13 protein-coding genes are annotated in these 13,259 nt (G+C 28.6%); 12 read left to right on the top strand and 1 reads right to left on the bottom strand.

The features are described from left to right. Positions 1-51 precede the first annotated feature (51 nt). The 8 genes from K0039_RS22045 to K0039_RS15630 all read left to right on the top strand — a co-directional run bounded on the left by K0039_RS22045 (position 52) and on the right by K0039_RS15630 (position 7,431). Complete coding sequence (locus K0039_RS22045; RefSeq protein ID WP_265589507.1) at positions 52-504, top strand: DUF5050 domain-containing protein; 453 nt, start codon at positions 52-54, stop codon at positions 502-504. Next, complete coding sequence (locus tag K0039_RS22040; protein ID WP_265589506.1) at positions 501-1,100, top strand: DUF5050 domain-containing protein; 600 nt, start codon at positions 501-503, stop codon at positions 1,098-1,100. The genes K0039_RS22045 and K0039_RS22040 overlap by 4 nt, the downstream gene beginning before the upstream one ends. Positions 1,101-1,283: 183 nt before the next feature. After that, a complete protein-coding gene (locus K0039_RS15650; protein ID WP_228106009.1) occupies positions 1,284-3,647 on the top strand; it encodes a transglutaminase domain-containing protein in 2,364 nt (787 codons plus the stop codon). A gap of 91 nt (positions 3,648-3,738) precedes the next feature. After that, positions 3,739-4,119, top strand: coding sequence for a hypothetical protein (locus K0039_RS15645; protein WP_228106008.1), 381 nt, complete (start codon positions 3,739-3,741; stop codon positions 4,117-4,119). Between the two features lie 96 nt (positions 4,120-4,215). Beyond that, the gene (locus K0039_RS15640) at positions 4,216-4,698 is read left to right on the top strand and encodes a VanZ family protein (protein ID WP_228106007.1); all 483 of its coding nucleotides are present in this window, start codon (positions 4,216-4,218) and stop codon (positions 4,696-4,698) included. A gap of 114 nt (positions 4,699-4,812) precedes the next feature. Then, positions 4,813-5,163, top strand: coding sequence for a GtrA family protein (locus K0039_RS23900; RefSeq protein WP_369123853.1), 351 nt, complete (start codon positions 4,813-4,815; stop codon positions 5,161-5,163). A 54-nt stretch (positions 5,164-5,217) separates the two neighbouring features. Further along, entirely contained in the window at positions 5,218-6,720 is a 1,503-nt protein-coding gene (locus tag K0039_RS15635) for an AAA family ATPase (RefSeq protein WP_228106006.1), read from the top strand. Positions 6,721-6,741: 21 nt separating this feature from the next. Then, on the top strand, positions 6,742-7,431 hold the full coding sequence (locus tag K0039_RS15630) for a hypothetical protein (RefSeq protein WP_228106005.1): 690 nt from the start codon (positions 6,742-6,744) through the stop codon (positions 7,429-7,431). Between the two features lie 241 nt (positions 7,432-7,672). Here the strand turns inward: K0039_RS15630 and K0039_RS15625 are convergent, their stop codons facing one another. Beyond that, positions 7,673-8,566, bottom strand: coding sequence for a metallophosphoesterase (locus K0039_RS15625; protein WP_228106004.1), 894 nt, complete (start codon positions 8,564-8,566; stop codon positions 7,673-7,675). Positions 8,567-9,299: 733 nt separating this feature from the next. Here K0039_RS15625 and K0039_RS15620 point away from each other — a divergent pair. Genes K0039_RS15620 through K0039_RS15605 form a run of 4 tightly spaced genes read left to right on the top strand, consistent with a single transcriptional unit; the run spans position 9,300 to position 13,250 of the window. Beyond that, positions 9,300-9,971, top strand: coding sequence for a YveK family protein (locus tag K0039_RS15620; RefSeq protein ID WP_228106003.1), 672 nt, complete (start codon positions 9,300-9,302; stop codon positions 9,969-9,971). Positions 9,972-9,986: 15 nt separating this feature from the next. Next, positions 9,987-10,736 carry a CpsD/CapB family tyrosine-protein kinase gene (locus K0039_RS15615; protein ID WP_228106002.1) on the top strand — a complete coding sequence of 250 codons (750 nt, stop codon included), beginning with the start codon at positions 9,987-9,989 and terminating at the stop codon, positions 10,734-10,736. Positions 10,737-10,770: 34 nt separating this feature from the next. Next, on the top strand, positions 10,771-12,672 hold the full coding sequence (locus tag K0039_RS15610) for a polysaccharide biosynthesis protein (protein WP_228106001.1): 1,902 nt from the start codon (positions 10,771-10,773) through the stop codon (positions 12,670-12,672). Continuing rightward, positions 12,669-13,250, top strand: a complete 582-nt coding sequence (locus K0039_RS15605; RefSeq protein ID WP_228106000.1) for a sugar transferase — start codon at positions 12,669-12,671, stop codon at positions 13,248-13,250. The genes K0039_RS15610 and K0039_RS15605 overlap by 4 nt, the downstream gene beginning before the upstream one ends. Positions 13,251-13,259: the final 9 nt, after the last annotated feature.

The following is a 13,259-nucleotide window of genomic DNA, read 5'->3' as shown; positions in this document are numbered from 1 at the left end:
AGACGAAATAATTGCTAAGAAGGAATTTTGTCTTTTAATAAGGAGGGGTATATGAAATTATTAAAAAAACAGCTTTCTTTATTCCTAGCATTAATAATAGGAATAGGAGTTGTATTTTCTAGTGTAGGTACTATAGAGGCAGCATCATATTATGGAAATACAAGCTCAAATATAAACAATGGCGGTCAAGTATTAAGATATAATTCTACAACTTACTCAGTAAGTCACAAGCCGAACTATAAATATGAATATAGTATTGATGGACTATGGCCATGGTCTTCCTATACTATTTACAAAGAAGACAGTAAAGGAAAACATGTTAAATCTATTGCAACAAATGCAGTGGCAGCACCTAGTTTAAATTCCAAGTCTGGATGGATTTATTATGTGGGAATATCGAGTAAAGGTAATACTGGAATTTACAAAGTCAAAACAGATGGAACAAAGAGGACATGGATAACGTCTATTAGTATGATGACTTATAGAGGATCACTTTCAGGATGATACTTAAGGATTCGTATCTTTACTATTTAGATGGAGATTGTAAAGTAAAGAGAATATCAACAAACGGTAAAAATAAAAAAACCATATATACTTCAAAATATTACACTGGTGGATTTTCAATTTCAGGAGATTATATATATATTTTAAATGAAACAAATAAATCCTATTGGCCAGGAAGTAAAGATACTATAACTAGGGTAAGAACAGATGGAAAATATGCAAAACAAATTGCAAGTTCAACATCTTCGTACAATTCATATATGTTAGATATGGTTTATTACAAGGGTTATATTTTCTATCAAAATGACTATGGTATTTATAGAATGAAGGCTGATGGAAGTAGTAAAAAGGCAATTATAAAGCTTGATGATATAGAAAATTATGGACTATATGATGGGAAAATATATTATATTAAAAATGGATCTTTAATGAGATGTAATTTGGATGGAAGTAAAAAAACTACCTTAAAAAAATGGTCAGGTAAAAATTCTTTAGGGTGTATTGTAAATAATAAAATTTATTTATACTTAAGTAAAGATAATAGTTACCCAATTTATGATATAAAAACGAAAAAAGTTTATTATCCCAATAAATAGGAAAAGAAAGTCTAATATTAAGGTAAGTAGTAAAAAATTGGGACATTAATTGGAAATTAGTGTTCCTTTTTGTTGTACAAAAAAATGAACATATAAAAAGGATTTAAAAAAAAATAAGAGAATAATTAAGGGTAAGGCAATTTTACTCCACATTTCAAGAATAAATTACCTGGGGGAAAAGAGATGAAAAATTTAAAGAAAACAATAAGTTTATTTTTATGCGCCCTATTGATTTTTAATTTAATTTCAATAGGAGATTTTAATGTTTTTGCAGAAAATTTAAATTCTGCATATGAAAGAAACCCGAAAATTATTTCTATTGGTACATCACAGGATAAAGTTCAAGTTGTAGAAGAGTCAGATGGAAAAATAGTAAATCCTTTGTATCAAGATGAGAATATAAAAACTTATTCACCAAAATCTTCGTTTAAACTTTATTCAAATAAAGTTTTTTCAACAAAAAAAGAAGCTGCAAATTATTTAAAACAAGAAATGGTAAAAAGAAGTGGTACTATTGAATTTACAATAAAACAGAAGAATTATAGTAATTTATATACAGATTTATTTGCCATGGCAGTAGCAGATGACGAAAATGGTAATTCTAGTGAGGGAGACTATCTTTTTAGACACTGGAGTTCTTATTATGTTAATTGGAATGATAGTAAGTCTAATGAGACAAAGTTTATATTTGAAATGGAATATCTTTCAACATATAAGCAGGAGCAACGTGTTGATTATGAGGTGAAAAAAGTTTTAGATGAGTTGAATGTTTATAATGAAGATGAATACACAAAAACTAAGGCTGTTCATGATTTTATTACTGAAAATATAGTGTACGATTATGCTTTGAAAAAATTCTCTGCTTATGATGGTATTGTTTCGAAAAATGTTGTATGTAATGGATATGCAACTCTAACTTACAAAATGATGAAGGATTTAGGTGTAAAAGTAAGATGTATTACAGGGGAAGCTGGTAATGGTTCTCATGCTTGGAATATAGGGAAAATAGGCGGAAAATGGTACAACATAGATAATACCTGGGATGCGGCTAATGGTGATAATAATTATGTTAATTATACATATTTCCTGAGAAATAATGTTGAGTTTCCTGATCATAAAAGAGAGTATCAATTTGTTACAGATGAATTTAATACATCATATCCTATGTCGAAAACATCCTATAATAAAGTTGATTACAATGACGAAAAGTTTTCATTAAATAAGCTACAAAAAACAATAGGAGTTGGAAAATCTTTTGAATTAAAAGGTATACAACTATCTTATGATGATGAAATTCAATCTTTTACTAGCAGCAACGAAAATGTAGCAAAGGTAGATTCAAAAGGAAATGTAACGGGATTAAATCTGGGTTATGCCACAATTACTGCTAAGACTAAAAAAGGTGAAAGTGCTACTTGTAATGTGAAAGTAAGATATGATTTAAGTGGCTGCAAAGTAACTCAAATAGGTAATGGAGAAAAATTTATATCTTATTCTGACAATTTAAAACCGAGTGTTGTAGCTGTATATAATAATAAAATATTAGAAGAAGGTAAGGACTACTCCTTAGATTATGGAGAAAACATGTTAAGCGGCAAAGGAACTACAACTGTTGTAGGAATAGGTAATTATACGGGGAAAAAGAATGTTACATTTAAAATTTACCCCAATAAAGTTTCTGGAGTAAAAGTATTAAGTAGCACTACTAATTCTTTGAAAATTAGATGGGATAAAGAAGGTGGTGTAACAGGATATAAAATTTATAGAGCTACATCAAAAGATGGGAAGTACACTGAAGTAGCTACAGTTTCCAATAAATCATCTAATACTTACGCAGATACAGGACGATTAAGTGGAAAAACATATTATTATAAGATAAGATCCTACAAAACAGTAGATAAAGAAAAGCTTTATGGTGATTATTCTAGTGTTTTTTATGGAAAAACAAAATATCCATCCCAAGTTAAAAACTTAAAACAGAATTCTTCTTACAAAACTTTAGTAAAGCTGTCTTGGGATAAAGCAAGTTATGCTAGTGGATATAGAGTATACAGGACAACTAGCAAAAATGGAACATACAAAAGAGTTGCCGAACTTAGTGGTAGTACAAATACAAAATTTACGGATAAAAACGTATCATCAGGAAAAACATATTATTATGAAGTAAGAGCTTATAGAAAAGTTGGAAAGAATAGATATTACGGTTCATATTCTACAATATTAAAAGCTAGTACAAGATGTAATACACCAGTTATTACATCTTGTACTAGTTCTAGTATAAAAGATGATGCTAACAAAAATGGAAAGGTAAAAATTGGCTGGAAAAAAATCAATGGAGCATATGGATATGCAATCTATAGATCAGATAGTGAAAATGGATATTATAAAAGAATAAAAACTATTAAGAGTGGTTCGACTTTAAGCACTTATGATGAAGGATTAAAAACAGGAAAAACATATTATTACAAGATTAATACATATAGGACAGCTGATATAGGAAACATACATAGTTATTACAGTAATGTAAAGTCTGTAAAAGTTAAATAGTGAATTTTTTTATATATATTTATATAATCATATTGTTATAATTTTGCAGCAACAAATGATATAATAAACTTGGACAAGGAGGAGGGAAAATATGACGGGATTATATACAGATTTAATGATAGGATTACTTGCCATTGCTTTAGGTTATGCAACATTAAGATACAACCTGGGCCGTTACATAATTTTTGTTAATGAGAAAAAATATGATAATAAAAAAGTAGCTAAAGTAGCTGGAACTCATATTATGGCATATGGATTTATTAGTATTATTTTATTAGTTGGTAGATATTTTACAATTGGTAATAAGGTAGGAGATGCCTTAAACAAAGCGAGTATAGCAGTACTATTTATAATAGGTGCAATTATGTATTACAATATACGAAAATCTTGTAAGATTGAGAAAAAAGAAGAACCAGAAATAAAAGGTATAAATAAAAAGAAGAAAAAAAAGAAAAAGAAGAAAAGAAAATAAGTATTTTTAATTTTATCAAAGAGGCTATCTAAAAAAGGTAGTCTCTTTTTGTATGTAAATAGTCTATAATATAATTTGTGAAAGGAGATGATAATAGTGAAAAAAAGTATTTTCGCCGTGTTAATTGTGATTTGGATGTTATTTATTTTTTCCATGTCGTCACAAAATGGAGAAGTATCATCAAATACAAGTGGAAGCACTATCAAAGTTGTTTTATCGATAGTACCAAAGTTTAATGAGCAGCCAAAGGAAGTCCAAGACAATATTGTAGAAAGTCTTCAATTTATAGGTAGAAAAAGTGGTCATTTTATTGGATACATGATGCTTGGAGTTTTATCAATGTTGTTGCTTTTAAAGTTTAAAAATATAAATAAAAAGCCACTATTTGCATTTTTGATATGTGTAATTTATGCCATCTCTGATGAAATTCATCAACTTTTTGTACCAGGAAGAACAGGTCAATTAAAAGATGTTATAATTGATTCATCAGGAAGTTTTGTAGGAATTGCAATAGTTCTAATATTTATAAAATTATTAGAAATGAAGAAAAGTAGGAAAAAGAGAATAAAATATGTGTAAAAATTGCAAAATAAAAGGTAACCATAAATAATAGTCAAATTATGAAAAGAAGGAGACAACTTTGTGGATAAAACCTTTATAACTATAAAAGATAGAAGTAATTTAGTTGAGTTTATGAAATATACAATTGTAGGATGCATTAATACGGCGGACTATTATTTGTCCTATTTGATTTTTATGGATATATTCAAATTTTCATACAGGATTTCGTTTGTTTTGGGTTACGTGGTTAGTATTGTAGGATCATATTTTTTTAATACTTATTTTACATACAAACAAAAGCCTAATCTGAAGAAGTTTTTACTTTTTCCTTTGACTTATGTGCCTAATTTTATTATTCAGTATTTTGGCATAATTTTATTAGTAGATAAAATTAATATGAATAGTAAGTTGGCGCCTGTGATTACAGCATTAGTTGCCACTCCCATTACTTTTTTTGTGATGAAATACGTAATAAAAAAATAAATCAGGACACCGACCCTTGAGGTGGGTGTTTTGTTGTAGTATGGAGGTGATTTTATGGATAGCAGAATTGTAAAGTTAAAAACATTAGAGTTAGAAAATTTTAAAAATGTAAAGTATGGAAAGATTGATTTTAAAGAAGATAAGGAGTCAGGAGATATTTCTAATATCTTAGGAATATATGGCCAAAATGGATCAGGAAAGACATCTGTTATAAATGCATTATACCTTTTTAGAATGGTTATTTCAGGTCAATCATTGAATCCTAATTTTTGCAACTTTATTTCTTGTAGTGCCAAATCTGCAGGAATTAGCTTAGAATTTAGAATGATTGACAAGACGGAAATATATAGGGTAATTTATAAATTTGAACTAAGAAAAACTTATAAAAGCGGTGCTTTTTCACAGGATTTAAGTACAGAATACGATAAAATACTAAAATTCAACCAAAGTAAAGGTACTAGCATAGAGGAAGATAAAGATATAACAGTAGAAATTTTTAAAGAGAAGTTGACTTATTCTAAATTGGAGGAGAATAAGTGGAGAAAGAGTATAACAATTGTGGACTATGATGTGGATGATAAGGATTATACTTTTAGACCCATAAAAAACTATAAAGAGGCGGCAAACTCTACTGATAAGAAGGTAAGATTTGGCATTGCAAAGGGACTTTCTCAAGAAAATTCAACATCATTTATTTTTAGTCCAAAGACATTTTCTCTTTTGTTAACTTCTTTTGCAAAAACTAGCCCAGAAAACAGCAAGATTATGGCTATATTAAGGAATTTTGCAATAGTCAACCTTTTTGTCATACAAAATGATGAGTTGGGAGCTATAACAAGTAACAGGATGATTCCTATTAGCTTTATGCTTGAAAATAGAAAAGTAAATATGAGAGGCAGTATTGGGCTAAACTTATTTGATGTTTCTGTTATTGATATGGATAAGCTGGAAACAGTTAAGAAAATTTTGGAGCAAATAAATGTAGTGTTAAATACTTTAGTTCCAAAATTAAAGATAGAAATAAAAAATTATGGTAAGGAAACTTTGAATAATTCAAAAGAAGCATTTAAGGTGGAGCTTTTATCAGTAAAAAATGGAATAAAAATCCCCTTAAAATATGAATCAGAAGGAATTAAAAAGATTATTTCCATATTAAGCGTATTAATAGGAATGTATAATAATGAAAATATTTTGGTGGCAATAGATGAGTTAGACGCTGGTATTTTTGAATATTTACTAGGTGAGATACTTGAAATTTTAAGTAAAAGTGCCAAGGGTCAACTTATTTTCACATCACATAACTTAAGAGCTTTGGAGAAGTTAAACAAGGATTTAGTAGTATTTACAACGACAAATGAAAACAACAGATATATAAGCTTTAACAATGCAAGAGTTGGTAATAATCTTCGAGATTTTTACTACAGAGGTATTATGCTTGGAGGACAGAAAGAAGATTTGTATGATGAGACTAATAAATATGAGATAAACTATGCTTTTAGGAAGGCATGGATGATTGGAAATAATGATAAAGAAAATGAAGAGAGCGTAGAAAAATAGATATGGCAGGTACAGTATCAGATGATGAAGACGAAGAAAATAATACTCTTTATAGTTGAAGGAATTACCGATGAGATTTCTCTAAGTTTAATTCTTTCAAAATTAGTACAAGATTGCAGTGTACAGTTTCATATAATAAATCAAGATATTACAGCAGACTTTAATTCAAATTGTCAAAATATTATTAGGAAAATTGATAGTCAAGTGAAGAAATTTTTATCGCAAAACAATGGATTAAAAAAAACAGATATAAAAGAAATAATTCATCTAGTAGATACGGATGGAGCATTTATAAAGGAAGATTTTGTTGTAGAGGATATGAAACAAGAGAAAACCTTTTATACTTCTAACTCTATTGTTACAAATAAAAGAGATTTAATAGTAGAGAGAAATGAGAGAAAGAGCAACACTTTGAATAAACTTTATCAAACTAGCAATATTGGGAAGATTGGATACAAAGTTTACTTTTTTTCTTGTAATTTAGAACATGTACTTCATAATTGCCATAATACACCATATAATAAAAAACGTGTATATTCCTATGATTTTGTAGATAAATATGTGGGATCAGAAAAAGAGTTTGTGGATTTTTTAAGTTGTAATGAATTTACGATACGAGGTGATTATAAAGATACGTGGCAATTTATAAAAGAGGATTGTAACTCGTTAAATAGATATTGTAATTTTCACCTTTATTTTAAAGTGAATTGATGTAAATGAAAAATGGACAACCTTGGGGAGGTTGTCCTTTAATATTAAATAATATGTAAACTTAAGAATGGACTATATCATATAGTTATCATTCGAGCCTAAAATAATTATAGTGCAAAGACATTCGAAATGTAACCATATTCATATTATTTCTTAAAAAAAATAACCTTTTCAGCTATGAAGGTTATAATAAAGACCTGCCTGTAACGAATTTTGCAATTTGTTACAGGCAGGTTTTATTTTACTCATCTTTCAGGAGAAGAACGTTTATTTCTGGAGGATTAAATATCCTCTTGACTATAGAGTCTCCAAGTCCGGCACTAACATTCATATAAGAGGTACTTATTTTGTAAATGCCCTTATCATATTTTGGGAAAAACGTTCTGTCAGGACTTAGAAGGCCACCTATTAGAGGTAATCTAATTATTCCACCATGAACATGACCGGAAAGAACTAAATCAAAGCCTATATTAACAAAAGTATCAAAGTACTTAGGATCATGGCATAGCATTATATTGAGTTTGTTTTTGTCTAAATTAATAGATTTATAGTATTCGCCTTTCTCCATAGATTCAAAGTATACACCGTAAATATTTATAAAGTAATCATAGTTTTGTAAAGAGGAATTTTCTACAAAGGTTACCCCTAGGGATTCTAGTTTATTTCTATATCGGTTATACGCGTTGTTTTTACTACGATTTCTAGTTGTGTAGTCATCACCATTGTAGGTTATGTCCTTTCCTTCTTCATGATTTCCAGAAACGTAGATAATTTTATAGTGAGGAGCTAGCTTAGAAAGTAGTTGATAAGGTACAAGCTCTTCTTCATTCATATCTATGGAGATATCTGATACGGTAAACATGTCTCCTGTAACTAGAATTAAATCAGGATTAATCTCTTTAATTGAATTTATTAAGTCTTTATTGTCTTTTCCAAATTCTTTACTGTGTAAATCTGAAAGTTGAAGGATTTTGTAATTGCTAAGTGATTTTGGTAGCTTTTCGTATATTAAAGTTTCTTGTTTTATAACAAAATTTTTATTCATTTTATTGTTAATACCTATTATTATAAAAATGCTTAGTATTATAAGGATAAGGGTCCAAAACCTACTATGTCTTTTCTTTATATTTTCCAATAGTATCTTCCTTTCATAATATTTATCTCTAGATTTGATGCTTTAAAATATATGCATTTAGGTAAATATTCTTCTCGTATGATTATTATATTATACTTGAAAAATTTCTAGAAGATAAAAAACTTAATTGAAAATAAGATTATTTTATTATATAGGATGTTAAAAAAATTTTGTTTATATCGTAATATAAAAATATAGTGTAAAACTGATGAGAAAAAAATGAAGGAATATGTAAATTAAAATTAAAATAAAATATAAATTATAATTTGCATATAAAGTAATATGTCTTCTTTCAAATTTATTGTCAGAATTTGAAATAAGACATATTAACATAAATAACAGTAAGACTTTTAGAGGGCAAGAAAGGCATTTTTGTGATTATAAAATTCACAAACGTTGAAATTACGACAATTGTCGACAGTGACAAAAGTCATTTTATGTATATAAAATGATTCATAAAATTGTAATACATGGGAATATATGTTAAACTTTTTGGTGAAGAAAAAGTCAAAAATATATAAAAAATGAAAATTAAAATATATTTTAACATAAATTAAAGTTTATTTAAAATTTGTGTAATTAAAGTAAAGGTCTACTAAAGTTTTAATTATTTTTTTGTAAAGCAGGATGGAATTATTTCAAAATATATATTTTGAAATAAAGGTTGACCAAATATAAAAACACGAATGTAAATATAAAAACATATTTTAAAATAAGTTATATTGGAGGAATTATGGAAGAAACAATTGATTTAAGGGAGTATTTCTTTATACTAAAGAAAAAAATGTGGATAATAGTACTTTCTGCAGTAATTTGTGGAGTAATAAGTGGATTAGTTAGTTTTTATGTATTAAAACCAGTATATGAAGCAAACACTACTCTGATAGTTAACAAAGAGGTGGAAAACGAAACTACACAGATGACAACAAGTGATGATTTAAACTTTGTACAAAAGTTAGCATTGACTTATGGGGAGATAATCAAATCAAGATCAGTTATCACATCTACTATAGATAAGTTAAATTTAGACATGACTTATGAAGAACTTTCAGAAGCAGTTTCAATTACTAATGTTGAAAACACACAAATTATAAAAATATCTGTAAAAAATGAAAATCCAAGAGTAGCAGCAACAATTTGTAATACTATTCCAGAAATATTCTCTACAGAGGTACAAAGAATAGTAAAGGCAAGTGGAACAGAGGTAATAGATAAGGCGGCGGTGCCAGAAGAACCGGTTAAACCAAATAAAACAATGAATATATTAATAGCGATGGTTTTAGGACCAATGGTTAGTGTATTTGTTATATTTTTAAGACAAGCCTTAAATACAAAAATAAAAGAACCAAAAGATATAGAAGAAAAACTAGGATTACCAGTATTTGGCGTAGTTCCTAAGTTTTAATAGGAGGTTATTAATATGGGAAGAGTTATGGATTTAGATCCGAAATCACCTTTGGCAGAGGCATATAGAACAGTCAGAACTAATATAAGTTTTTCTGATATAGACAATAATTTAATAACTATTATGTTTACAAGTACAAAGCAAAATGAAGGGAAAAGTACAACAATATGTCACGTAGCTCATGCATTTTCTAGGTTGGAAAATACGAAGGTATTAGTTGTAGATTTAGATTTAAGAAATCCAAGTGTTCATAAGATGTTTGGCATAGGAAATACTTATGGCGTTATGGATTATTTGAAAAATACAAGAGATTTAGAAAAATGCATTAATAGAGTAGAAGAAAATATTCATGTCTTAACTCCAGGGGCTATACCACCTAATCCAACGGAAATTTTATCTTCAAAAAGAATGCAAAATTTTATAAAAGATGTTGAAAGTAAATATGATTATGTATTTATAGATGCACCTCCAGTAGGAATTGTATCCGATGGAATAATAATATCTAGATACACAGATGGTGTTATGTTTGTTGTGGGGGCAAACGAGACTGATATAAATCATACTAAAGAAGTTATTGATAATATGAGAAAGTCTGATGTTAATATAATAGGCTCGATTTTAAACAAATACGATATGGAAAATAATGCATATGGATATTATGGTTATTATTATCAACAAGATGATGTAAGAAGTGGTAGGGGAGCTAAGAAAAAGAAAAGATGGGGATTATTCAATAAAAAGAAAAAAATGAGTGCAGCAAGATAGTCAAATTAAATAAAGAAATGCGAGGGGATGCGAAATGGATGTAAGAACAACTAATCCTCAAGGACAAAATACTATAAAAAGATTATTAGATACATATAGAATAAGACAAAGCGTTTTAGTTGGTGCAGATTTATGTTTTATACTGATATCATTCTTATCATCAATGATGCTTACAGGAAGTAAAGCCAGTTATGACATGAGCAATATTGTTATACCAGTTGGTATATATATGGTTTTGCATATAAGTATATTTACTTTTGCAGGGTGCTACAGAAGCTTATGGAGATATGCTGGTGTGGAAGAGGCGCTATCTATAGTGTTAGCAAGTTTAATATATGCTATACCATGTATGTTACTTCACAAAATAGCAGGATATAAATATACTCCTCTATTTTATATAGTAAATACGATATTTATAATAGCATCTACAGGCGGATTTAGGTTAGCTTACCGAACAGGAAGAAAACTTGGAAAAATGAATCATTTTAAATATGATGTTTCAAATGTACTTCTAGTTGGAGCTGGAACAGCAGGTCATGTAGTAATAAATGAAATAAAAGATAATCCTCAGATGAAAAAAAGAGTAGTTGGAATATTAGATGATGATAAAAATAAAACAGGAAGAAAAATACATAATATTAAAATATTAGGAACTACAGACGATGTAGCAAAGATAGTAGAAGAAAAACATGTAGATGAAATTATAATAGCTATGGCAAACATAACTAAAGAAGGTAAAAAAAAAATTATAGAAAAATGTCAAAAAACAAAATGTAAATTAAAAACTTTACCTGGAATATATGAAATTATTGACGGCAAAGTAGATATTAAGAAAATACGAGATGTAGATATAGAAGATTTATTAGGGAGAGAGCCTATTAAAACAAATCTAAAGGAAGTAAGTGATTATGTTCAAGGAAGAGTAGTATTAGTAACAGGTGGAGGAGGCTCAATAGGAAGTGAGCTATGCAGACAAATAGCAACATTTAAACCAAAACACCTTATTATAGTAGATAATTATGAGAATAATGCTTACTCTATTCAACAAGAATTAATAAGAAAATACGGAAAAGCTTTAAATCTTAGTACAATTATTGCTTCTGTTAGAGAAGAAATAAGAATAGAAGCAATTTTCAAAGAATATAATCCGGAAGTGGTATTCCATGCCGCAGCACATAAACATGTGCCGCTAATGGAAAAATCTCCAAGTGAGGCCATCAAAAACAATATATTCGGAACAATGAAAGTTGCAATGCTTGCAGACAAGTATAAGGTCAGAAGATTTGTACTTATATCTACAGACAAGGCAGTTAATCCGACAAATATAATGGGAGCAACTAAAAGAGCTGCAGAAATGATAATACAAACTTTTAACGAAAAAAGCAAAACAGAGTATGTAGCTGTACGATTTGGGAATGTGTTAGGAAGTAATGGTAGTGTAATTCCTTTATTCAAAAAGCAAATTGAAGAAGGTGGACCAGTTACTATTACTCATCCAGATATTATAAGATATTTTATGACAATTCCAGAGGCAGTAGGTCTTGTCATTCAGGCGGGCGCTATGGCTAAGGGTGGAGAAGTATTTATTTTGGACATGGGAGAACCAGTAAAAATTTTAGATTTAGCAAATAATCTAATAAAACTTAGCGGATTTGAACCTGGTGAGGATATTAGTATAAAGTTTACTGGATTAAGACCTGGCGAGAAGCTTTATGAGGAACTTCTTATGAGTGAAGAGGGGATTACTAGTACAGAAAATAAGAAAATATTTATAGGAAAACCTATTGATATTAATACAGAAAATTTTAAAAAATCTTTAGATGTTTTAAAAAAAATTATTGACAAAGAAGATATTGAACTTATAGATAGTGTTATGAGACAGCTAGTAGATACATATATTAGACCTGAAGAGGCTAATAAAAAGGAGGTTATATGATGTATAATTTACTGCAACGATTTGTAGCTTTAGTATTATTGATTATTTTATCACCGTTGTTCTTAATTGTTTCTTTATTAATAAAGATAGAATCTAAAGGGCCTGTTTTCTTTAAGCAAGAGAGAATAGGAAAAGATAATATGAACTTTATGATATATAAGTTTAGATCAATGAGGACAGATACTCCTGATGTGGCTACTCATTTGCTTGATAACCCAGATATATTTATAACTAAGGTAGGAAAGTTTTTAAGAAAGACTAGTTTAGATGAGTTACCTCAGTTAATTAATATTGTTAAAGGTGAGATGCTTTTTGTGGGTCCAAGACCAGCTCTTTATAATCAGTATGATTTAAGAGATTTGAGAACTGAAAAAGGTGTTCATATGTTGTATCCAGGTGTTTCTGGATGGGCTCAAGTAAATGGTCGAGATGAGCTGGAGATATCGGAGAAAGTTGAATTTGATAGAGAGTATGTTGAAAAAAGATCTATTTTTATGGATATTAAGATAGTTTTTATGACTTTTATTAAAGTATTTAAAAGTGAAGGTGTAGTTGAAGGTAGTAAAAATATAAGTTAATAACTGCAT

The sequence above is a fragment of the Terrisporobacter mayombei genome (assembly GCF_020748465.1).
GTDB classification, from domain to species: Bacteria; Bacillota; Clostridia; order Peptostreptococcales; family Peptostreptococcaceae; genus Terrisporobacter; species Terrisporobacter mayombei.
Note: the sequence above shows the minus strand (reverse complement) of the source record. Positions and strands in the feature narration are given on the sequence as shown.

Bases quoted from the DNA above. Each gene is read 5' to 3' on its own strand.
- K0039_RS15630 (WP_228106005.1), top strand. From the start codon at position 6,742: ATGATGAAGACGAAGAAAATAATACTCTTTATAGTTGAAGGAATTACC.
- K0039_RS15615 (WP_228106002.1), top strand. From the start codon at position 9,987: ATGGGAAGAGTTATGGATTTAGATCCGAAATCACCTTTGGCAGAGGCA.
- K0039_RS23900 (WP_369123853.1), top strand. From the start codon at position 4,813: ATGAAATATACAATTGTAGGATGCATTAATACGGCGGACTATTATTTG.
- K0039_RS22040 (WP_265589506.1), top strand. From the start codon at position 501: ATGATACTTAAGGATTCGTATCTTTACTATTTAGATGGAGATTGTAAA.
- K0039_RS15620 (WP_228106003.1), top strand. From the start codon at position 9,300: ATGGAAGAAACAATTGATTTAAGGGAGTATTTCTTTATACTAAAGAAA.
- K0039_RS15645 (WP_228106008.1), top strand. From the start codon at position 3,739: ATGACGGGATTATATACAGATTTAATGATAGGATTACTTGCCATTGCT.
- K0039_RS15650 (WP_228106009.1), top strand. From the start codon at position 1,284: ATGAAAAATTTAAAGAAAACAATAAGTTTATTTTTATGCGCCCTATTG.
- K0039_RS15605 (WP_228106000.1), top strand. From the start codon at position 12,669: ATGATGTATAATTTACTGCAACGATTTGTAGCTTTAGTATTATTGATT.
- K0039_RS15610 (WP_228106001.1), top strand. From the start codon at position 10,771: ATGGATGTAAGAACAACTAATCCTCAAGGACAAAATACTATAAAAAGA.
- K0039_RS22045 (WP_265589507.1), top strand. From the start codon at position 52: ATGAAATTATTAAAAAAACAGCTTTCTTTATTCCTAGCATTAATAATA.
- K0039_RS15635 (WP_228106006.1), top strand. From the start codon at position 5,218: ATGGATAGCAGAATTGTAAAGTTAAAAACATTAGAGTTAGAAAATTTT.